This window comes from Pedobacter sp. MC2016-05 (genome assembly GCF_026239735.1).
Taxonomy (GTDB): Bacteria; Bacteroidota; Bacteroidia; order Sphingobacteriales; family Sphingobacteriaceae; genus Pedobacter.
Genome location: NZ_JAPIVT010000014.1, coordinates 25062 through 48353, shown reverse-complemented (window position 1 = coordinate 48353; position 23292 = coordinate 25062). Strand labels below are relative to the sequence as shown.

Sequence of the window (23292 nt, the reverse complement as noted above, 5' to 3'; positions counted from 1 at the left end):
TTTACCATTGAGCAGATCTTTGTTTTTTTATGCTTTTGCTTTAAGCAAATCCCTTATTTCAGCTAAAAGAACTTCTTCTTTTGTTGGTGGTAATGGAGCTGCAGGAGCCGCAACTTCCTTTTTTTTGAGGTTATTGGCACCTTTAATAATCACAAATAACACCAAAGCCACAATAATAAACGTAATTACTTGCGATAGAAAATTTCCGTACTTTATTGCTGTACCCGCAATAGTGAGTTGGCTTAAATCTTCTAATCCTGCTGCTTTTAATGCCGGGCCCAGCACTGATGGCGTAATAATATCCTCCACTAGTGAGCTTACAATTTTTCCAAATGCAGCACCGATGATAACACCGACAGCTAGGTCAAGCACGTTCCCTTTAACCGCGAAGTCTTTAAATTCTTTAACAAAACCCATAATTTTTAAGCTTAGATGATTTATATACGAAAATAGCAAACATTCAACTGAATCCAAATGTTTAGCAAACAATTAAACCAAACATTCAAAAGCATTTACATTAATTCGAAAGAATATCTGAAATGATTTGTTTATTTTTGCTGCAATCCTGAATACAAAATATGCTAAAGCAACATCTACAACAAAAATTATTACAAAAGTTATCACCCCAACAAATTCAGTTTATAAAGTTGTTACAGGTGCCAACGGTTGCTTTAGATACGCGTGTAAAAGAAGAATTAGAAGATAATCCTGCTTTAGAAGATCCTAGTTTGATGACACAGGATGAGCCTAAAAGCGAATATGATGACTTAAACGACAGCCCTGAAGACTTCGATGGACCATCTGAAGATACCAGCATGGATGAGTTTAATGTAGATGATTATCTGCAAGATGACAATACCAACGATTATAGTACAAATTACAACAATGGTGATGATGACGAAGAGAAAAAAGAAACTCCAATCGCTATTGAAAGCACCTTCTTTGAAAGTTTACAAGAGCAATTAGATCTTATTCCTCTATCAGACCAGGATTTTATTATCGGTAAGCAAATTATCGGAAGTTTGGATGATGATGGCTATTTACGTCGCCCATTGGGTTCTATGATTGACGATTTGGCTTTTTCTCAAAATGTAATGGTTGAGGAAGAGGATGTATTGGAAATGTTAAAACTTATTCAGAGTTTCGACCCTCCAGGCATTGGCGCAAGAGACTTGAAAGAATGTTTACTCATTCAATTAAAAAGGAAAGACCCAAATAATCCGATAATAGTTAAAGCAATGAATGTTGTAGAAAACTATTTGGACGAATTCACGAGAAAACATTACGACAAACTCGAAAAAAGCTTAGGACTAGATAGCGAAGAACTTAAAGAGGTAGTTAACGAGATTTTGCGTTTAAATCCAAAACCAGGTGATGCAAATCAGGTAACAACCAAACAAATGCAAATCATTCCGGATTTTCATATTAGTAATAATGATGGAATCTTAATTTTAACGCTGAACTCCAAAAATGCACCTGAGTTAAAAGTAAGCCGCTCTTATCAGGAAATGTTTGAGCATTACGACAAAGCTTCATCAAAAGATAAAAAACTTAAAGAAGCTGTGCAGTTTGTGAAGCAAAAATTAGATTCAGCTAAGTGGTTTATCGATGCCATTAAACAAAGGCAACAAACTTTGTTAAAAACGATGAATGCAATTATGCATTATCAGTACGAGTATTTTTTAACAGCTGATGAGCGCAAAATGCGTCCAATGATTTTAAAAGATATTGCTGATAAAATTGACATGGATATTTCTACCGTATCTCGTGTAGCCAATTCGAAGTATGTGCAAACTGAATTTGGTACCTTTTTATTAAAATCTTTTTTCTCAGAAGCCATTCAGACAGAAAATGGAGAAGAGGTATCGAACAAAGAAGTAAAAAAAATACTGGAAGATTGTATTGGAAATGAAGATAAACGCAAGCCTCTTGCCGACGAGAAATTGACCGATATTTTAAAAGAAAGAGGTTATAACATCGCCCGTAGAACTGTTGCTAAATACAGAGAGCAAATGAATATTCCGGTGGCGAGGTTAAGAAAGGAACTTTAGTACGCGGCAATTTTCAGTTTTCAGGTGGTATCCATCAGTATTCAGTTTCTGGTTATCAGTTTGGCTATCCATTTAAAAAGAAATTACATAAGTACTGCTTTACCACATTCGGATATAAGAAGGTACTTTATAAATGTTGTTGAGTAGTAATCCCAAAACAATTTCATGACTGCCATTGCTTACCTGATTCAAATCTGAAGTGGTAAAATCGTAAGAGTAGGTCAAATTCAACATCTTACCAATATTGAAACCGGCCATTGCCGAAAATGAATCGTCCTTACGATAACTTCCCCCAAGCCACAACTTGTCTTTAAAGGCTATTTTCATATTTACATCTACCGATACTGGCGCTGGCTGCACATATTTAACCATAACGGAAGGAATTGCAGCAATTTCATCATCAAGAAAGAATTTATATCCCACTGTACCGAAGAAATGCGGAACTGCCTTTCCTTGATTATAGGCTTCATCTCCTGAAAAACTTAATTTTTGAGACAATATTTGTTGAGCCGATACTCCTGCAAATATTCTTGCACCATATAACCAAACGCCAACGCTTAAATCTGGACGTAGTTGGTTGGTTATTGCTCTATTGAGTGATGGTTCATAAGGATTTTCGAATGTCAATGCATTTATATCTAACGAAATACTAGATAAACCTGCTGCAACACCTGCAGATAAATTAAAATTATTGCTCAACTGCAAATGATAGGCGTAAGTAACATTGGCATCCAATCTCTTTATCGGGCCTGTTTTATCCAAAACGGCGGTAACACCCATGCCATGATGTGGAGGTGACGAAGTATAATTCTGCATGTAATTCCGATCCATTGGATTGCCTGTTTCTTCGGGAAATGAAGTTAGCGCATTACTCCACAATTGATTATCGCCCAACGCCCAATGTGCTGATATGAAAGAGGTTTGTGGCGCATCGTTAATTCCAGCCCACTGTTTCCGATAACCTGCTTTAAAATCAATATAATTTTCTATCCCCGAAAGTGCCGGATTGAGCAAATATTGGTTAAAAATGTACTGGGTGTATTGCGGCTTTTGCTGTGAAAAAGCTTTGGTAGAAACAAGTAAGGCAAATATGAGGATGTACTTTTTCAAAATTTATCTGATTATTGTGAGCGGTCCGGTAACGTTTTTTCTTCCATTTCGTGGATTTATGATGTAGTAATAAACACCGACCGGAAGTTGTTCATTTTGATAATTCCCATCAAATGGGGTTCTATATCCAGCACTAAAAAATATTCGGCTCCCATTCCGGTTAAACACTTGTACAGTTGCCTTTGGGTAACTTTCTAAATACTTGATATTCCATACATCATTAATTCCATCACCATTTGGAGTGAAACTACTTGGAGGATTAACAGCCTGTAAAACCTTTACCGATACCCGTAGTACTGTAGTGCATTGCTCCGGGCTGGTAGTCACAGTTAATGTATAGTCAATATCTTTTTCTGGTGAGGCAATTGGATTCATGATTTTGTTATTATTCAACCCTGTAGCCGGTAACCACTCATATTTCAATCCTTCGCCTGTTGCTACAGCAGGAATTTGTATTTCTCCTCCTGCTAAGATATAAATAATTGAGCCGCCATCAACCACTGGTGATTTATTTACAAAAATTGATTTTGTAACCGTAGCACTACAACCATTATCTGCTGTGAAAGTATAGGTGATATTGTGAGGCCCAAGCCCAGCCAGTTTAGGATTAAACGTTCCATCAGGCTTTAAACCATTTCCATCACTGCTATAAACTCCAATACCTGAAATTCCGGTGGTTTCATTAAATTGATTGATAACAACACTACCATCATTCTCACACACAGGCAAAATTTCATCAACTGTTATTGTTGGTGATGCGTTCAAAGTAATGGTTTTAATGATAAAATCAGAACATTGCCCCCCCGAATAGGCAACTACTTTAATTTGAACATTTTTAGTTAGCGGAGAGCCAAAAGGCGCATAATTCAAATCTATTTGATCTGGTATTGGAAAATTAAAAGTTTCCATGCTCTCTGGCTGATTATCTAAATCTTTATAAACTTCAATCTTGGTTACCTTTCCAAAATCTACCGTTGATGTATTTTTAATTGAAATTACCGTATTGCTGCAATAATTATTAGTAATCAAGGGTTCAAAGTTGGCCTTGGGGACAGATCCGTTTACGGTAAACTGTTGTTTGACAATATCAGTACATCCAGTAGTGTTAGTTATGGTCAGGGTAACATCGTAATTATCGGCTACAGTGTAAGTATGTGAACCATCTTTCGCACTTGATGTGTTTTTTACCAAATGAGCTGCCGATAAATATTTGTCTCCGAAATCCCATTTATAAGTTAATCCGTCAGCCGTACCCTCTATATTTACTGCTGTATTGGTAAAATTAGCAACAGCATCTTTCAAACAGATATCTGGCATTTTAAAACCTGCTTTTGGTAGTTCTGTAACATTGATTTCCCATTTCTTTGCTTCGCTTACGCAATTATTCGACGAGGTTGTTACCAGTGAAATGGTATACTTTCCTATTTTAGTATAGCTATGTTTTGGATTTTGATCAGTTGAAATTGCTGTTCCGTCATCAAAATTCCAGGCCCAGCTTTGAATGGTATTTACAGATATATCATTGCTTATCTCTGATAAGTCTTGAATTGTAAATTCGGTATTGGTGCAAGTTTCAGCAGGAGATTTGAAATTTGAAACTGGCCGTGGGTAAATTTCTATTTCTTTTTCAACGGGTTCAGAATAACAGCCTGTTCCAGATTTTACCATTAATAAAACCTTGTATTTACCTTCCTTTAAAAAAGCATGTTTTGGGTTTTGATCGGTTGAGGTTGTGCCATCTCTAAAATCCCAGAGCCAATTTACAATCGAAAAATCGGTTGTTTTTGAATCACTTTTATCAGTAAACTGAACTTCAGTATTAGCACAACCAGTCAACTTGGCTTCAAAATCGGTAATAGGCAAATCGTAAATATTAAAAACATAGTTGGTGGTAATATCGCCTGTGATACAATTATTCGCATTCGTTGGTACATGCGAAACCACTTCTAAATGGTATTCACCGGTTTGAGTATAGGTTTTATTTACGGGATATCTGTACACATAACTAGTTTGTCCGTTTACAATTTTTTTATCTGGTTCAGGATTTAGAACTGTTTCTGGCACCCCACCTTCCAAAGTCCAGGTGATACGATCTGGTTCATAAGGCAAATTGACCTTAAAATCAACAGTTTGGCCAATGCAACCATTAGGACTTTCCTCATTTCGGGTTTCATCAATAACCGTTAAATAATTGTTTGATGATAAATTAGTCCCTGCTGAATAGGAATATGATTCGGCATTACCAAATCCATACGCAATTGCATTAAATCCGTCATCAGCGGTCAACGTTAAACTACTTTCTATAACAGGAATCTGAGCAAACGAATAAGTAGAATTGCCAATAAGTGTACTCCATGATGCTGCTGGCGCTACTCCATTAATTTTAAAGCTGCTTACTTTATTTGTTCTAATTAGAACGTTGATGTACTTATCCACTATTGATTCCAAGTCGGATGAAAAAACAGTAACTGTTTTAATGCTGAATTCAACTGGATTAAGAATAACCATTTCCGGATCGCCAATGATAGCGTTACCCAAAGCTGAAGAACAATTTTGAGTAAGTGAATATTGTGCAACACTAATTAGTTTATCGGCAGAGATAAATGTAGATTGGGTTAAAATGCCACTTTCATAGAATTCGCCTTTATTTAAAGTAATAGAAGTACCATCTAAAGTGAATTTTGTATTGTCTTCTTGAGCCAAAATCCTTAAGATGTACCGCCTATCTTTGAGTGGAACAACGCCATAGTTTCTTCCCCAGCTTGCCGTTGGATAAAGTTGTTGATATAGTGGATCTTGAGAACCGGTACAGGGGCCTATTACAATTGCAGATGAGCCAGAAAAAGCAGCAAATCGTTTGCAAGATGATTTTATTTTATCTGTTTCTACATAAACTCCGGTTAAATCTCCCGTACCGGTGATGTATTCGTATACATCGCCTGCTTTGGCTAAAGTAACTGGTAAAGTACTGCCACCTTTCTCATGAATAATAACACTTGTATTATCTTCTGCAGCTACGATGGCCAAGTAATTTTTTCCCCCTTCAGATTGAGTGTAGTTCATGGAATAATAGGTTTGGCCAAGTGTTTCAAATGGAAGTATCAACGAAGCAGCTGATCTAGCTCTTCCCCAGATGTGGGTATATGCAGAAACTTTGGGTAAACCATCGGTTACTCGAATGCGTATTGCCCTATCTAATAAAACTGTATTTGATTCTGATTCTTCGATATACGCCGACGCTCTAGGTACATCAAATCGTATAGCTTGGTTGACTGGAATTGTTTTTTTTAACGACCATGTGCCGCAACTAACCGTAACCTCTGTATTGAATTTGGAAGTTACAAAAACCGTAATGTTAGCTAAGCTATTTTGGCTAGGTACATGCGTGGGGAAAACTGCCCAAAAATCTGTCCCTTCGTTGGAAACGTTTTGAGCACGAGAGCGCATTGAAACCAATAAAAATATTAGTAAAGCTAATAATCCAGCTCGCTTCATTGGTATTAGCTAATTAGAAAGGTAATTCATTTGGAAAGTTATAGAGATGCAATATACTATTTATAGCAGATAAGAAAAATAGGTTATAAAGATTTATAAATTTTTAAAAGAGCATAATAGCCATTTCGTGTAATAATCTAAGGGGTTGATGTAAAAATAATATTAAAAATACCAAATTACGTTCTAAGCCGTTTCAAATAATTATTCCCTAATACAACGGCATTCATCCCATTTATCAATTTAAGATTGTAAAAGATGGAAAAGCTAATTAATTCCTACCATTACTTAATAAAAAAATTTATCCTGCGAGAGTGAACGAGGGGCAGATTTGGAACTTTATAAAGAAGTTGAAAAAGCACATTTAGACTAGAACATGCTTCTAAAAAAGATGAATCTTTATTTTTGAATTATCGAAATGCGTTTTTCTCTTTTAAGAGAAATATTAATAACGCAATAAAAGATGGTTTCGGATTAATCAAAAATCAGTTAGACGACACGGATAAGAATCAACTGGACGCAACTATTAAAAAGCTAGATGGCGCTTTATATGATATTAAAGAAACAGAGGAAATTGTGTCTTACAGCAACATGATCTTTTCCTCATAAGATTTGGACACACCATTAAATGATGACTACTACAGAAATTGACTCAAAGTGCTCAAACTATATGTATTCATTGATCCGCTTTACCGTCAAACTTCTCAGAGTATTCCTTTGACTTAATGTCTGCGGTAGTATCATTACGATCTTCTGGTTCAAGATTTTCATCTAAACGATCGTTCCAATCATTCAAACCCTTAGAAGAATCTTTCTCAATTATTTCGCTCGAATTTTTCTTTGATTTTTCTTGACCCTGAATTTCCATGCTTTTTGCGTTTAAAATAAAACACAAAAGTTAACTTAAAGTTTGAATCGTGATGTCATTATTGGAAAGGTATTAATGATAAATAAAAATTATTTACTTGAACCTTCCTCCTTTGCACTTTTAAATTCTTTAACGCTTTTTCCAATTCCACGCATTAACTCTGGCAGTTTCTTGCCACCAAAAATTAATACTACAACTACACCTATTAAAATAATTTCTATTATAGACATATCATACAATTTTGTTTAATATACAGCAAAGAAATATCATTGTTTCTATTTCCAGCTTAATTAAACAAGCAAAGCTTTCAAGGTTCTGGGTTTTATTTTAGGCAAATCTCCATGTCGGATATATTCTGCAAACCCACGAAGCTGCTTAATGGATTTAATTGCTTCGTAACCTGCGTAGGTGGTTCTAATTTTATTTAGCAGCAGTGTATCCGTTTTAAACATATCGCTCTCTTTTAAAATACCTTTATTAATAAAACTTCTTATTAACTCGGCCATTTTGCCGTTAGCATATAAGTGTAGCGGAAGCTTAAAAAACTCATTGTTCAATTTTTCAAAAACGTCATTTATCCAATTTACCTGAGCATTATCATTCACAGCAATTTTACCTTCATTGATCACTATAGCATTAAGAAACTCACGAGCTCTTTGCCGTGATATAATCCCTCCATGTACACCATCCCTTAAAGTGTAATCTAATCTATCCGCACAAAGTGATGGTAATGGTTGTTCTAAAATGTTAAACTTTCCGTAAAGAATTTGATTCACATCATAACCATAGTTCAGTAGAACGTCAGGAATTTCCGATTTATAAATTACCTCAGCAAAAACCTTCTCGTGGTAATCTTCATCCAGGTGCTCAAACACATAATCGCCAACGTGAGAAAAGGCGGTATGCGAAACATCATGTAATAAACCAGCTATTTGCTCCAATTCCGAACCTCCTAACTTTTTGATTAGCATTGTTACTCCTATTGCATGCTCCAGTCGTGAATGGCAAATGTCGGGATTTACCAAAAAAATAGCGCCGCTTTGATGAATTCCAGCTAAACGTTTTAAAGCTTCAGTATTTAGCAGGTCAGAGAATAGTTGTGGAAATTCCATTTTACCATATAAAAAGTCGTTTAGCTGTATCATATTAATGAAGATTAAATTGAGCTCAATATTACTAATATTTTTAGTTTTATAAAATTTTTTATTTCCACAGTAGTATTATATTTGCTAAATTTACTAGGCAAAAAACCAACTTTCAATTATTTTGAAAGCTATTATTACAATTGCATGATTAACAATAATTATCATCAGAAAACAAGGTTTGATATTTAACGTTATCATTGTAAAAAAGGAATAATATGGCCACTGCTCAACAAATAAGAATTGCATATATTGACTTTGTTTTAACCAACGATGAGAAACCAAAAACGGTATATAGTTTTGCTAAGAAATTAAAAATTACTGAGGCAGAATTTTATCAGTTCTACTCCTCATTTGAAAGCATTGAAAAGACCATTTGGTTCGATCTTACTTTTGAAACGATTAGTAAAATTAAAGACCAGGAAGTTTGGCACCAATATACATCCAGAGAGAAAATGCTATCCTTTTTCTACAGCTACCTGGAGAAGTTAAAAAGCGAACGTAGCTTTGTAATTTATAGCCTTAAAGATTATCAGGGTAAATTTTCTATACCTAATGTTTTGGCAGGAGTGAAACCTATTTTTGAAAACTTTGCTCAAGAAATTATTGATGAAGGCCTCGATAGCGGGGAATTAGCGGAACGCAAATTTTTAACTAAAAGATATAAAGATGCACTCTGGGTTCAGTTTTCATTTATAGTTAATTTTTGGATCAATGATGACAGCGATGGCTTTGAAAAAAGTGACGAAGCCATTGAAAAAGGCATTAATGTAACTTTCGATCTCTTTCAACATTCTCCTATAGATAATTTGATTGATTACGGAAAGTTTTTATCGCGTAACGGAAAGTTTAAAGAAAAGATGGGATTTTAGAATTGATGAGGGCACAAGACAGTATTCCGACAACAAAAGTAGAACGTTCAGCAAAATTTGTTAAAACAGGTTTTCAAATTGGGGGCAATTACATTAAACATTATTCGAAAAAATTGTTCAATCCTGACATGGATAGAGAACAGCTTAACGAAGATAATGCCACCGATATTTACAAATCGTTAAGTGAGCTAAAGGGCAGTGCATTGAAAATTGCTCAAATGCTGAGTATGGATAAGAATATCATGCCTAAATCTTATGTAGATAAGTTTACGCAATCACAATATAATGCTCCTCCCCTTTCCGGACCACTCATTGTGAGAACTTTTACCAAAAATTTCGGTAAAACGCCTGACCAGATTTTCGATACCTTTAACCTTAACTCAAGCAATGCTGCTTCAATAGGCCAAGTGCATGAAGCCACTTTAAATGGCAAAAAACTCGCTGTAAAAATTCAATATCCTGGTGTTGGGGACAGTATCTCCTCAGACTTAAAACTGGTTAAACCGTTCGCATTTCGGCTACTGGGCATGTCTGAGAGAGAACTTAACATCTATATTAAAGAAGTTGAAGAAAGGCTATTGGAAGAAACCGATTATGAATTGGAAGTCAGAAGATCTATTCAATTTTCAGAGGATTGCCAGAACTTAGATCACGTTGTTTTCCCAAAATACTATCCTGAGCTTTCTGGTAAGCGCATTATCACGATGGATTGGCTTGAGGGTTTGCATTTAAAAGAGTTTTTGAAAACAAATCCATCACAGGAGTTAAGAAATAAAATTGGGCAGGCTTTGTGGGATTTTTATAATTTTCAACAGCATGAGTTAAGAGCTGTACATGCCGACCCACATCCGGGAAATTTTATGATTACCCCAAATGAAGATTTAGGTGTAATTGATTTTGGCTGTATTAAAGAATTACCAAATGATTTCTACTATCCATTTTTCTCATTAATTTCTACTGATGTAATCAATGATAAACAAAAAACCATTGATGCTTTTAGAAGGCTTGATATGATTCACAATGATGATACGGAAAATCAAGTCGAATTTTATTATAAAGCCTATAAAGAAATGATCAGCCTTTTTGCTAAGCCCTATATCAATAAGATATTTGACTTTAGTAAACCTGAGTTTTTTGATCAACTATATGCTTATGGCGAAAAAATTTCTAGAATGCCTGAATTTAAACAAGCTAGAGGCGTAAAGCATTTTATCTATGTAAACAGAACGAATTTTGGGCTTTATCAAATTCTGCATGAGCTACAGGCTACGGTTAGCACGGATACTTACGAGCCAACGCTTAATAGGTAGTTTCAGACTTTTGTGCCAAATTTAGATGTTATTTTTGCTGCGTGATTTCTATTTCATCGAAATAATTTCCGTTTTGCAAACCTATGGTTAACAATCTATCAAAGCCGGTCGTATTTCTATTCATGGTAATAACTATTGTATTGCCATTTATTCTTTCCACTCTGAAATCAGCATTATTGACAACGAAATTTTTATCTGTCTTTTTTACTATCAACAAATTAACATCAACTTTGTTAAGCATGATGTTATTTAGCCACCAACTAGTTGATTCGGTATTAATGGTTATCGAATTTAAATTGGCGTTTAATGTCGCCGCTTTCTGAGATAATTTGATATTATCTTTCCACTTTCCGATTGGCTGATCTTTTTTACAAGAAATAAGGAGCAAAATCATCACGGATATTAAGATACGATAAGGACTATTTTTCATCAGAATTGGCGTGAGAAGTTTAATAGCGGCTTAACGTTAAGCGTTTTTCTTTACTACGTCAACCATATGATCTATATCAAATGGTTTTTCGATGTAATCGTCAGCTTTACACTCTTCTGCGGTTTTTGGCAAATCGGCAGAAGTTGATGTAAGTACTGCAGAAACATCTTCCGTCTCCGGATCAGATTTTAGTGCCTTTATGATCTCAGATCCTTTAACTTTTCCCTTGATATGGTCATCTACTATCACTAAATCAGGATCAATTTTTTCTATATTCTCGATAGGTTCGGTGGTTAAAGATGGCGTAACATCAAAACCCTCCTCATCTAACACTTGGTCCATTATATCAAGAATATCTTTATTATCCTGAACAAGTACAACCTTTTTCTTCATAAACTAAATAGGAATATTAATCCATAAATATAGCAAAAAGAATAGTTGCAAGAGACACTATTACTTTTTTTACGTGTCAACAACAGTGTACACTTGAAGTTTCAAATTAACGTGGTTCAAAAACTTCTAGAAAGTCTCATGTTTTCGTCTTGAATTTATGCCCGTTCGTCGAGAATTACATGAGACTGGTATAATACACACAAAACGCTTGCAACGTTTTCGATTTGGGAGCGTCTTATCTACAAAACAAGAACAAAATCACTTAAACAATTCAATAACAATTAATTAACATTTAATTATTAAATAAAAAACATTATGAAAACCTCAATCAAAACCCTAATCACATCTTCATTTACAGCAATCGTTTTATCTACAACTCTATTTTCTACCAGCATTTCGGCTACCGAAGTTGCACCAGTAAAAGTTTCGAGAGTTGGTGATTTTAAAAGAATTTCGGTGAAAGGAAATGTTGAAATTACTTTAATTCAAAGATCAAAAGCTGGAGTAACCTATGCAGATGATAATATTGGAAGTGCAAAAGTTTTTCAAGATGGAGATAACTTAAAAATCTCATCATCGGATAAGGGCCTAACCAAAGTAATCGTTTATGTTAATGATATTTTTAGGATAGAAGCATCGGAAAATGCCATTGTTAAAACTGAAGGCAAATTGACTACCAAATTTTTACAAATTTTCTTGAATGGCAACGCACATGCAGATATCAACACCAGCACCGAAGGGTTATACACAGTAATTAAAGATAATGCCGATTTAAAATTAAGCGGTTCTACCGACAGCCACACATTGGTAATGGGCAAGACTCAAAAACTAACTATCGATAAATTTGCAGCTTTGAAAACGAACATGAGCTCGGTAGAAACAGTTGCTATCGAAAAGGAAATTGCTTCAATAAACTAATAGTTCAAACACACAAATAAAACGAAGGGCTTTCTGAGGTAATCAGAAAGCCCTTTTTAATTTATCGCTAAAATACTGTTGAAGATAATCTAAAATCTATACATTTCTTTACAATCTTCAACACTATTCCTTAATTAGGAGATCAAATATTTTATGATGCTAATTCTGGAGCATTTTAGCTATCTCTTTTTCAATTGATTTGAGTTCTCTTGGCTTTAGCTTCTTGGTAGCATCGCGTTTGTCATCTAAATACTTCACGCCTACACGCAGAGCTTTTAATCCTGAAACGCCTTGTAATTCATCTAGATCGAGTAATTCAACATCGTTAGTTAAATAACCTTGAACCTGCATGTATTTAATGTATTCAAGATATTCCTTAGCTTCTTCCTGGTTAAAATAAACCATCGAAATTTTATGTGGTTGCGTCAAGCGTTCGCTAGTACCCTTAATCAAAACCTTATCTATTCGCTTCTTAACAACTTCATAGCGGATATTATAAGCGCCCTCTACATCGAAACGTCGTTCGTCATTTCTGAAACTGATATCAATGGCGTTTGAATGGATAAATATCAACTGTGTTGTTTCTAAAGGCCGTGGCATTTCGCCAATTAGGCTTTTCGATAAGCGGGCAATATCAACCATAGAAGTCAATTGCCATAATCGGATATTTTTTAAGTATAAAATATCGAATGGTTTTTCTGGAGCAATTTCCTGTCCGATATAAATATCATATTCTACCCCATCAGTTCTAAACTTGGCGAAATAACAAGGATAAGATGCCTGCAAATTAGCCTGCGATTTTTCTAAGTATTGACTTACTTCCGTATTGATTAACTGCATCGAAATTTCCAATTGCCGACGATTTGTATAGGCAGCTCCGGTTTCGGGCACAATTACAGTAAAATACTCATCAACAATTTCTGCAGTTTCTGGATGATTTGTTTTGATAATCGATAAGAACGGATAAACTTCCATCTCTAAAAATTCTCTTAAACGATTTTCTTCATTCGATGAAGCAAAACTTCCAATCTGTTTAATCCAATCTTTACAATTAAATAAAAGCTTATCAATAAGATCAAGTTTAACTGTTTTTTTTATGGCCTTTAGTGCATCCATTAACTGATTTAATAGTACGTTTAAATCATCTTTAAGTGCCTTGTTGCGTTCTGTTGTCGAATTTCTAATGTCGATTGCACCAAATAATGGGTACATATGCTTAAAAGTAACAGTTTCTATTTCTTTTACTTTACTATTTGAATTTTGACTTTGAAGAAAATGCCATACCGCTTCATTGAATTTCCATTGAACTGATGGTTGCAAAGCAGTAAACTTATCCATCAATACCTCATCCATTTTGGCATCAAACTCTTCAATGCTATACTGAAAAAGCTGGCCAATTAACGGCATTGCTGGACGTAACCTGGAAAGCAATTTATCATCAACTAATACTTCATGGGTAGAATAAACTTCTAATACACCAGCTAGCTGGTTATTGTAGTACACTGGTAAAACAGAATAAGAACAAACTCCGGCTGCTTTTAACACCCTTAAAAATGGATCTTTCGAAATTTGATCATCATTAATGGCGCTTACAAATATCGCCTTTGGATTTTCCTTGTATTTATCAACTAATGAATAAAATACTTCCTCCTCGAGATTTGCTGCCTTTGCCGAATTGATCAGCATACTTTGAGAAAACTCTTTATTGTCGAAAACCAGTTTATTATTTACCGTTAGAAACGGCATCAGCCCAAATTCTAAACCCCCATTACCACTTAAACTTTTTAAAGCCTGGATAACGTGGGTGTAAGCCTCAGTTTGATAGTTGTGATTTACCAAAGCATCGCGAATACCATCTATTGAGTTTTGCAAGGTAACATCGGTAATGGAGATGATACTAAAACCTTCGAAGCAGAAGTTTTGCAGTGGCAAATGTGTAATTAGGTATTCCAGCTCGTTATCTTCCTGAAAATAACGCCCTAATTCCTCAAAATTAATTTTAGGCAGATCGCCTTTATGTTTGATATCTACAAATTTGGTGTCGGTTTGAATATTATAATACTGGGTAAGCTTCGATTCTTCGTTAACATGCCCGTAAATGATTTCATTTTTAAGTACGTAAGTGAAGTTATAAAAACGGCTTAAAATGATATTATAAATAAACTTGAGCTGTTTCTTTTCAACAGGCTCACTATCTTTTGTTACTTTATTTTTAGGATCGTGATCTTTGAAAAATTTATAAAAGGCATTAGTACTAAAGAAAATCTGATCGGGTATTGGCGTACTTAAAGCCCAGAACAAATCATCTTCATCACCCATCAACGGGGTAAGGATGGTAAAAATTAACTCTAATGTATCTTTGTATTTAGATAATTCTTCAGCGCTGATGCTTGTTAAAAGCACTTTATCTTTTTCAATTTTTTCGAGTAAAAATCTGTAAAATTCAGATTTAACTGATTTTTCTGTTTTTAACCTATCTTTTAAGTACTCCACAAGGGGGCGGAAAGACAGAGAAGATTCTACCTGGCAACCTATACATTCGTTTTTATGTATTTTTATTACGTTGGTATTCATTGTATAAGTTTTTCTATAGTGTAAATTTTATAGTTATCTAATTAATTATTAATCCTTTGCAAAGGTAAGCACTGGTTAAAGCAAAATCGTCTTTGAAACGTAATACTTGGATTTAATATCTATAATGATGTTACACAAATTTAGTACCTAAAATTTAATGATAGGTATGGATACCAGCCATCAGACGAATGTCCCATCACAAATCTTACAACCGTGAGTGATGCCGGAGCGAAGTAAACGCCGCCACCAACGCCATGGTGCCATGTGGTTGAAATTTCATTGCGTTTCCAAACCCTACCCACATCATAAAAGCCAAGTAAGCCAACTTGTCCGGGTAAAACGTAACTGACTAAATCGCCAAGTCTTGCTCTTAATTCTAAGTTGTTGTAAAAAATGTGCTCTCCAGCGAATCTGAACTGGCGATAACCTTGAAGGTTGCCTTGTCCGCCGAGATATAAAGCCTGGTAAAAAGCAGGTTGTCCTACCGTTACTCCTCCACCGAATCTATCGGCCAAAATGAAATTTTTTCTTCCATCTAAGTTTTTATACAACGATACACTAGCGGTAAGCTGGCCAATAGAATTGGAATACTTGTTTACACCCTTATAGGCAAGTAATTTAAAATCTACATAACTTCCTAACGTTGGAAGCAAGTCATTATCGCGTGTATTATTTACAAAATTTACAATTGCCCCCGCAAACATTTTTTCATTTCTAACCGTCAAACTGTCAGCTGAATGGAGCTGAGCAGGATTTAAAATAAAACGTCCATCGTTATCCTCTTTGTTAAATTTATAATATTGGTAAGATGGACCAATAGAAAGAGTAGACTTTGGTCTTCTCCAGCGAATGGCAGCATCAACCTGGTAAAGATTAAATCGAGCACGATAGTACCTGATATCATCTCCATGTTCATCAAAACGGGTGTCATTGCCTAAACCGAAAAAATTTTGCGTATTGTTCGGAGCATAAGCATTGGCATTAACCAGCAAATCGCCTTTACCCAAAGCCTTTAGCCACTCTCCTTTGTAATTAAAACGGAATGCTTTGGTAGAAAATGAATGCAAAAACGAAACAGTCTGCGAGTTTCCCCAAGGTTGTTTCCTAAAACCAGGATTGGTTTGTTTGTAAACTAAACCCAGTAAAATTCCATCATCTCTGTTGTAACCTGCATTAAGGTTGTACGATCTTCTAACGTACATATCTTTTGGAATATAACTAAAATTGGCCGTATCATTAGAAATTATCTTCCTAATTTTATCTTGAGATTCACCTTGATAAGTTGCTTTATCGGTTCTTCCGTACAACTTTACTCTACTATTGCTATTAGCGAAATTATAATACTTATCTCCCTTACCCCCAATGATACGAATCTTGATTTTAGAGTTTTTATTATCCAAAAGCAAACTATCGTTACCATTGTGCATGTAAATTCTGAGCTCCTTTGTTACGGTAGGATCGAACTTGCGATCAAATAGCTCATCTTTAATATTTCCTTCTTTTGATATCTTATTAATTTTAACCCTTAAACCATCCTGCTCGGCATCGATAACTTTAATGAGTTCGTGTTTATCGGTCATTTCAATATCGACAATGCGATTAAAGAAATGATAATAATCGTTCATCATTTTTGGCAAGTTGGCTATTCGCTCACGCAGTGTGGTTAAAAATGCATCGTGATGAAGGGAATAGCTAGGTTCTGGCAGTTTCTTTAATGCTTTTTCAAAAACTTCATCATTATAGTTTGCGCAAAAATCGTTAACAATCTTGTTAAATTCTTTCTCGTCTATATTGGCAGTCCAGCGACTGCTAATTTCCCTTCCTTCCCATAAAAACCAATTGATATTTTGAATTGGGCGTTCGTAGCCCTGCATCATTGGCAATAAGGAAGAGGATTGCGTAAAGCGTTGTAATTTTCCATCACCACGAAAGAAAACCTGATCCCGATCGCGGGGAACCGGAGAATAGGTTGAGCCCTCTTTTGTTTTTGTTTCTTTCCATCGCCATTGGTCTTCATGCCTGTCCCAATCGCCAAGTAAAACATCCAATGCTCTTGCTTTCACCCAAGCCGGACCATCCAATTTGTTATCATTATCTTCAGTTAATTTCTTATCCATTTTTGGCGAACTGTCTGATTCTCCAACAGGTTCACGCTCTTCGAACAAGCATAACGTATTGGCAAAAGCAGATTCAAACTCACCTAAACCATCATCTGGTGAAACCCAGCCTATTATCGGGTTTGAATGCGGTATGTTTGCAGCTTTAGCCAACTCTGGCACTACCAGTGCAGAAAATGGATGCTGTGCAGACATGTTATCTTTAATAATGTCTTTCGCAAAAGTATTTCTTAGGCCTTCCGGAAGCAATACTTCGGGAAATTTTTCTACACTGCGTAAAACATATTCCTTTCCGTCTTTATCTTCCAAACGTAAAGAACGGGATTGATTACCGCCTCCACGCTGAGTTGCTTTTAAGCCACCCATCATTTTTGAAACATGAAGTACCGGAACTTTGGTGCGCTCAGCATATTCCTTTCTGTAATTTTCGCCAAAAACATAGCGATGAAAACGCCCAACACTATCGTATTCAGGTTTAATTTTTACAAAAATACTATCAGCGGTGATCGGTTTATCGCGGTTACGAACCTTTGAAGGAATGGTTTCGAACTTCTTAATATAGCTATATACTTTTTTAACACTGGTATCAGAATAAACATAATATTCGTATCGCATATCGTTATTCATCAACTGATCGGCAACGACATAACCTTGCTCCATCGCATGGAAAAGAGAGGTTTTGCCTTGTTTATTTGGGGAGGTTTTTGAACCCGAACCGCTCACAATCTGAAGTTGCTTTCCTTTAATTAACTGTAAACCATGTTCATGACCAGCGACATACGTTACATTTGGATAATCGCCAAATACGCCGTTTACAGATCTGATCATATCCTTATACGCTGGGTGATTTAGATCTTCAGGGCTTAGAAGCGTTGACCTTAAGAAAGGATAAACCGATCCTAAAACCGGCATTGGGATATACAGGTTTTTGTTTAGAGAAGTTAAGGGAAACAGGTGATTTCTTAGATTAAAGTAACCGCCATGAGGGCCGAAACTTTGAAACGGATGGTGCGAAGCCAACAAAATTACTTTGTCTTTATTTTGCTCCAACAGTTCCTCCATTCTCACTAAAACCTCATCCTTTGTATTGCAATCGCACTCACTGGCCGCATTGGCTTTGTTGTAAGGAAACAGCCACCATTCGCTATCATAAGCAATAATGGTTAATCTATCTGTCAATTTAATAGCTACCGGATCGGGGCAACCATTATCAGGAATTAATTTTAAAAGCGGATCGCCCTGAGCCTTTAAAAAATCATCTTGTGCTTTAATTTTTGCCAAGCCTTTTGGTCCGGATTTATCCCAATCGTGATTACCGGGAATAAAATAAACCGTAGCACCCATTGAGCGCATAGGCTCAAACTGAGAGCGCAAAATTTTCTTGGTATCTTCCTCTTCCAAACTTCCTGGCAAACCCATACCCGTTGGATAAATGTTATCGCCTAAGTAAACTACTGTGGTTTTTTTAGGGATGATTTGTTTTGCAGCATTTTTCAAATCCTGCATTTGAGCGGTATTCATCTCACCGGCGTCGCCAAAAAGAATAACACGATATTTTACGTCGCTTTGCGCAAAGGCAATAAGTTGGGTTAAAAATAAGATTGCTAAAAGGGTAAATCTTTTAATCATAGCCAGGCGTTTGTATAAAGATAGGATAATTTAAACTGCTTACTTTTTCAGCTTAAACATTAAAATATTTCCGGCAGATAAGTCACCACCTTCGTTTGAGATATAAAGATTGTTGTCCCGATCAAAAGCAATTCCTTCCGGCTGATTGAATGAAGTACCTTTTAATGGATAAGTTGCCTTCACTTTAAAGTCAGCATCGGTAACTACCAATAACTTGTTAACCGAAGAAAGAACATACCATTCGCCTGTTGAAGTGTTTTTTGCCAAGGCTGAAGGACGGAATTTCAGTTTTGACTCACCTGCCAAATCAGCGATTTCTTTATATGGTAAGGAGAAAGTTCCGGCAGGGGTAAATTTCCCTCCCTCGAATTTAAAAGCGAAAATATCAGTTGCTTCTTTCTTTTCTTTTTTAAACTCTTTAGTTAAAACATATACCATCCCATTACTTTCATCGGCTGCTAAGCCTTCATATTCTGCTTTTGGAACCAAGTCTTTCGTTTTCTCCACGTTCGCTACTTCAGGTTTATTAATTTCTGAAATGGGAAAAGTATGCAGTTCACCATTACTTTTTAAAACAATCACATAATCCTTTACGACCGCGACGTCTTCATAATCGCCTTTTCCTCCAAATTTGGTAAACTTTGATTCCTTGTCACTCAAGCCCAGATAGAACAAATCTCCATCTTCATCCTGAATAGCAAAAACCTTACTTGGGTCGCCTTTGTGAAAAACAATACCAGAAATTTCGAAAAGATTTTGCGGCATATTGTATTTAACGGGGTTTTCTAAATCATAAGGCAGATTGGATTTTGCCTCGCTATTTTGAGAAGTTTCAGTCGTTTTCGAATGATCGTCGCGTTTTTCGTTTACACAAGAAACACCAATAAAAGCGATAGCCATTAATGCAATAGACATTGCTGTCTTAGATCCTATTTTATTCATGGGAAGAAAATTAATTTTTATTTTTTAAGTATTCATAAATAGCATGCTGTGATGAAACCTGGATTTGATCGTTTTTAATTGATACGTTATCCATGTTTTCATTTATAAAAACAGCTTGCACATTATCCTGTTTTTGAAGGTTGATAATATCTAATAATTCTTGCTTTACTTTTTGATCATAGATGGGAAAGCAAACCTCTATCCTACGGTAAATGTTCCGGTTCATCCAATCGGCCGAGCCCATATAAACCTCTTCAGAGCCAAGATTATGAAAAACAAAAACCCGACCATGTTCTAAATAACGGTCGACGATTCGGATTACCTTAATATTTTCACTCATGCCCGCTACGCCTGGGATCAGCCTGCAAATGCCACGAATAATCATATCAATTTGCACACCCGCAACAGAGGCTTCATATAATTTGTTAATTAAAACCTTTTCTTCGAGGTTATTCATTTTTATGGTAATCGCGGCAGATTTTCCTTGTTTTGCATATTGAATTTCACGCTCAATAAGCGAAATAAATGTTTGTTGCAAATTAAACTGCGCTACCAATAACTCATCAAATTCGATAAAATTATTTGCGCTTGGTTTAACACGTTTGGCTAGAAAAATAAAAAGCAGTTCTACTTCTCGTAACATTTCTTTATTTGCAGTCATCAAAATGTGATCTGTATAAAAACCGGCGGTAGTTTCATTGAAGTTACCAGTGGCAAATAAACCTACGTACCGCATTCTACCCTCAACTTTGCGCTTAACCAAGGCAACTTTTGCATGTACTTTTAAAGCGGTAACACTGTAGATGATATCTACCCCAACCGCTTTCATTTTTTTTGCCCATTTAATATTGTTTGCTTCATCGAAACGGGCCTTAAGCTCTACTAAAACAGTTACTTTTTTCCCGTTTTTTGCAGCGCTGATTAAGGCATTTACAATTTTCGAATCGCTTGCTACGCGATAGAGTGTAACATAAATCTCCTGTACAGTTTCGTCAATGGCAGCTTCATTAAAGAAACGTAAAACACTATCGTAACTCTGATAAGGGGTGTGTACAATGATATCGTTTTTGTAAATAGCCTCTGTTAAAGAACCATCATTAAAATCGGTATTACATATTTTCGGCCACGAATCATTGGAAAGTTTATCCGATTTTACAGGAAAAGACATCAAATCTTTCAGGTTGTGGTATTGACCTCCTTCTATATTGTTGGCTTTTTTTAGATTGAAGATTTTCTTCACTAAAACCAATACATTAATTGGAATTCCAGGCTGGTGGAGAAAACGGGTAGCTAAACCTAAATCGCGTTTTTGCAATTGCTTCTCTAACTGCTCCGATAAGCTTCCGGAGTATTCATCCTTGAGGTCAATCTCCGCGTCTCTCGTTATTTTAAAACTAAAACATCCCGTAATTTCATCATTCGGAAAAATGCGATTTAAATGAAAACGGATAATATCATCCAAAAAAACAACAAAGGTTTCATTCTCCGATTCTACTTTATAAAAACGAAGCAATTCATTTGAGGGAATATTTAAAATAACAGCCTTAGTATCTGAATCTTTTTTAAGTGTAATTAAGAAGTAAAGCTCATTATTAGCTGGAAAGAATTGGGTTTTCTCATCAATAAAAACTGGCTGCAAAAAAGCTAAAACCTGACTTAAAAAATATTGGGTGATTGATTTTTGAATTTCTGCTGGATAAACCTCCCCATAAACGAGATTTATTTTATTTGATTTAAGCGCTGGAATAATACTGCTTTTTAATATTTTCCCGAAGCGCTGTTGCTGATCAGAAATTAATTGATTGGCTCTTTTTAACAGATCTTCTTCGATATGGATATCATTATCCTCTCTGCTGCTCAATTTTTCCAAAGCTAAAAGTACAGGCATGCGTACCCGATAAAATTCATCAAGATTAGATGAAAAAATTGATAAAAATTTAATTCTTTCCAGCAACGGAACCGATTCGCGTTCGGCTTCCATTAGCACACGTTCATTAAATTTCAGCCAGCTTAAATCGCGGTTAAAAAAAGAAGTTTCGATCATTGCAGCCATTAAAGTTTACCGTAAGCCGCATAAGCGATTACAAATGCAAAAACCGCAGCAATTAACCCCCACATAAAAATATTGTAGGCTAAACGAATCAGTTTATACTTCCTACCCAATACTACACCTTGCGAATAAACATCGGTTATCAAGGTTCCATAAAGAAAATCTTTGTCGTTCATTACTTTGATCATCCCCTCGGTATAACTAGGCAAGCTCATTTTGTAAAAATTTCCAAAGAAAAGTAAATTAACCTTCTTATCATCCATATCTTGCTGCGTAAATTCCCCTTTAGGAATCGAAGGTCTGGTTGATAAAATAGAAACCACCACACAGGTTAAACTAACAATAAGCAGAATAAACGTTGGAATAATTAAGTTTCCATGATCTTCTAACCTTCTTAGCAATAAACTCACAATTAAGGAAAGCATAATAGAATTTACGGTAATGAGGATGTGGGCTTTATTATCAGCCATATCACTCAAACGCTGGTTATTCGTTGCTGTAATCCTAAACATGGTCTCAATACCTTTGTCTGGCCGATCATCTTTACCTTTCTTTTTAACCTTTGACAAATCTATTGCCGGCGCAAAGTTTTTCGGCTCTTGCAATTCGGTATTAATGACCTCCTGAGGCGTTAACTTGCTTTTCAGCTTGCTAATATTGGCTTGCTTCTGGTCGTTAAGTAAAAGAATGGCATAATCAGTTTGGTAGCGGTGAGATTCCATAAACTGAATATCTTTTTTTCGCCATTCCAACTTACTAATATCTTTTTTATGAATGAGCTCGGCCTCCTTGTGCATTAGCTTTCCTTTCTTTCGAAAATCAGGTAATCCAAGGTGAAACAAATCCGCATCACAAACAATTTTATCAATTTGATTTTTAGGAGATTGAGGTATTTTGGTAGCCATAATAGCACTTTTTACCTGGTCTCTGATTTCGGTTTCCACGTTCTGCTCAACAAAAAATTTATCAGCAAGCTCGGCTCCTTTAACTTCATGATTTAAAGCATCATCATAATAACCTGTATCGTGGAAGTAGGCAGCGACAGTGACCGTAAAAAAATCCTTATCACTAAGCTGGTAGTGGTTTGCGATTTGCTGAGCGGCCTTTACTACCTCTTCAGTATGCTCAAAATTATGATAAACCAATCGCGGGTCGCTGTGGTTGCGAAAATAATCGCTTACGTACTTTTCTACGTTTTCCTGCAATTGTTTATAGCTCATGAATAGATTCTAATTGTACTAATTTATTTGTTCGGGAGAAATGCATTTTCTTTAAATACTTTAAGGCTAAAATTGTTTGCCAATATTAAATATAAAATTACGCTAAATTTTACAAAAGTGATGCAGGAAGGTTCAGACTTGTATTGAGCTATATATTTTACAATTCTATTGTTG

General features: G+C 35.6%; 18 protein-coding genes. 5 read left to right on the top strand and 13 right to left on the bottom strand.

Features of this window, described 5'->3' with window-relative positions:
• Positions 1-27: 27 nt before the first annotated feature.
• Complete coding sequence (mscL, locus tag OQZ33_RS16590; RefSeq protein WP_265800228.1) at positions 28-417, bottom strand: large-conductance mechanosensitive channel protein MscL; 390 nt, start codon at positions 415-417, stop codon at positions 28-30.
• Positions 418-578: 161 nt separating this feature from the next.
• On the opposite strand from mscL, the gene rpoN reads away from it, so the two are divergent.
• Positions 579-2051: an RNA polymerase factor sigma-54 gene (gene rpoN / locus OQZ33_RS16585; RefSeq protein WP_056850328.1), complete on the top strand. Its 1473-nt coding sequence runs from the start codon at positions 579-581 to the stop codon at positions 2049-2051.
• 99 nt (positions 2052-2150) lie between these two features.
• On the opposite strand, the gene OQZ33_RS16580 is transcribed toward rpoN, so the two are convergent.
• Positions 2151-3161: a type IX secretion system membrane protein PorP/SprF gene (locus OQZ33_RS16580; RefSeq protein WP_265800227.1), complete on the bottom strand. Its 1011-nt coding sequence runs from the start codon at positions 3159-3161 to the stop codon at positions 2151-2153.
• Between the two features lie 3 nt (positions 3162-3164).
• Positions 3165-6656 carry a PKD domain-containing protein gene (locus OQZ33_RS16575; protein ID WP_265800226.1) on the bottom strand — a complete coding sequence of 1164 codons (3492 nt, stop codon included), beginning with the start codon at positions 6654-6656 and terminating at the stop codon, positions 3165-3167.
• Between the two features lie 402 nt (positions 6657-7058).
• On the opposite strand from OQZ33_RS16575, the gene OQZ33_RS16570 reads away from it, so the two are divergent.
• The gene (locus tag OQZ33_RS16570; RefSeq protein ID WP_265800224.1) at positions 7059-7262 is read left to right on the top strand and encodes a hypothetical protein; all 204 of its coding nucleotides are present in this window, start codon (positions 7059-7061) and stop codon (positions 7260-7262) included.
• Between the two features lie 67 nt (positions 7263-7329).
• On the opposite strand, the gene OQZ33_RS16565 is transcribed toward OQZ33_RS16570, so the two are convergent.
• The 3 genes from OQZ33_RS16565 to OQZ33_RS16555 form a co-directional block, all read right to left on the bottom strand.
• Positions 7330-7521: a hypothetical protein gene (locus OQZ33_RS16565; RefSeq protein WP_265800223.1), complete on the bottom strand. Its 192-nt coding sequence runs from the start codon at positions 7519-7521 to the stop codon at positions 7330-7332.
• Positions 7522-7610: 89 nt separating this feature from the next.
• Positions 7611-7751, bottom strand: a complete 141-nt coding sequence (tatA, locus tag OQZ33_RS16560) for a twin-arginine translocase TatA/TatE family subunit (RefSeq protein WP_265800222.1) — start codon at positions 7749-7751, stop codon at positions 7611-7613.
• Positions 7752-7811: 60 nt separating this feature from the next.
• The gene (locus OQZ33_RS16555; protein ID WP_265800221.1) at positions 7812-8666 is read right to left on the bottom strand and encodes an HD domain-containing protein; all 855 of its coding nucleotides are present in this window, start codon (positions 8664-8666) and stop codon (positions 7812-7814) included.
• A 215-nt stretch (positions 8667-8881) separates the two neighbouring features.
• Here OQZ33_RS16555 and OQZ33_RS16550 point away from each other — a divergent pair, with 215 nt between their 5' ends.
• Both OQZ33_RS16550 and OQZ33_RS16545 read left to right on the top strand, forming a co-directional pair.
• Positions 8882-9535 (top strand): TetR/AcrR family transcriptional regulator, encoded by a 654-nt coding sequence (locus tag OQZ33_RS16550; RefSeq protein ID WP_265800220.1) that lies wholly within the window; start codon positions 8882-8884, stop codon positions 9533-9535.
• A gap of 5 nt (positions 9536-9540) precedes the next feature.
• Positions 9541-10845 (top strand): ABC1 kinase family protein, encoded by a 1305-nt coding sequence (locus OQZ33_RS16545; RefSeq protein ID WP_265800219.1) that lies wholly within the window; start codon positions 9541-9543, stop codon positions 10843-10845.
• 28 nt (positions 10846-10873) lie between these two features.
• Here the strand turns inward: OQZ33_RS16545 and OQZ33_RS16540 are convergent, their stop codons facing one another.
• Both OQZ33_RS16540 and OQZ33_RS16535 read right to left on the bottom strand, forming a co-directional pair.
• The gene (locus OQZ33_RS16540; RefSeq protein WP_265800218.1) at positions 10874-11239 is read right to left on the bottom strand and encodes a hypothetical protein; all 366 of its coding nucleotides are present in this window, start codon (positions 11237-11239) and stop codon (positions 10874-10876) included.
• Between the two features lie 72 nt (positions 11240-11311).
• Positions 11312-11668 carry a response regulator gene (locus OQZ33_RS16535; protein ID WP_265800217.1) on the bottom strand — a complete coding sequence of 119 codons (357 nt, stop codon included), beginning with the start codon at positions 11666-11668 and terminating at the stop codon, positions 11312-11314.
• Positions 11669-11983: 315 nt separating this feature from the next.
• Here OQZ33_RS16535 and OQZ33_RS16530 point away from each other — a divergent pair, with 315 nt between their 5' ends.
• Positions 11984-12586, top strand: coding sequence for a GIN domain-containing protein (locus OQZ33_RS16530; RefSeq protein ID WP_265800216.1), 603 nt, complete (start codon positions 11984-11986; stop codon positions 12584-12586).
• Between the two features lie 159 nt (positions 12587-12745).
• Here the strand turns inward: OQZ33_RS16530 and OQZ33_RS16525 are convergent, their stop codons facing one another.
• The 5 genes from OQZ33_RS16525 to OQZ33_RS16505 form a co-directional block, all read right to left on the bottom strand.
• Positions 12746-15160 (bottom strand): GAF domain-containing protein, encoded by a 2415-nt coding sequence (locus OQZ33_RS16525; RefSeq protein ID WP_265800215.1) that lies wholly within the window; start codon positions 15158-15160, stop codon positions 12746-12748.
• A gap of 140 nt (positions 15161-15300) precedes the next feature.
• Positions 15301-18906 (bottom strand): BamA/TamA family outer membrane protein, encoded by a 3606-nt coding sequence (locus tag OQZ33_RS16520; RefSeq protein ID WP_265800214.1) that lies wholly within the window; start codon positions 18904-18906, stop codon positions 15301-15303.
• A gap of 39 nt (positions 18907-18945) precedes the next feature.
• Complete coding sequence (locus tag OQZ33_RS16515; protein WP_265800213.1) at positions 18946-19848, bottom strand: SdiA-regulated domain-containing protein; 903 nt, start codon at positions 19846-19848, stop codon at positions 18946-18948.
• 10 nt (positions 19849-19858) lie between these two features.
• Positions 19859-21892: a polyphosphate kinase 1 gene (gene ppk1 / locus OQZ33_RS16510; RefSeq protein ID WP_265800211.1), complete on the bottom strand. Its 2034-nt coding sequence runs from the start codon at positions 21890-21892 to the stop codon at positions 19859-19861.
• 8 nt (positions 21893-21900) lie between these two features.
• Positions 21901-23118, bottom strand: a complete 1218-nt coding sequence (locus OQZ33_RS16505; RefSeq protein ID WP_265800210.1) for a Pycsar system effector family protein — start codon at positions 23116-23118, stop codon at positions 21901-21903.
• Between the last annotated feature and the right edge of the window lie 174 nt (positions 23119-23292).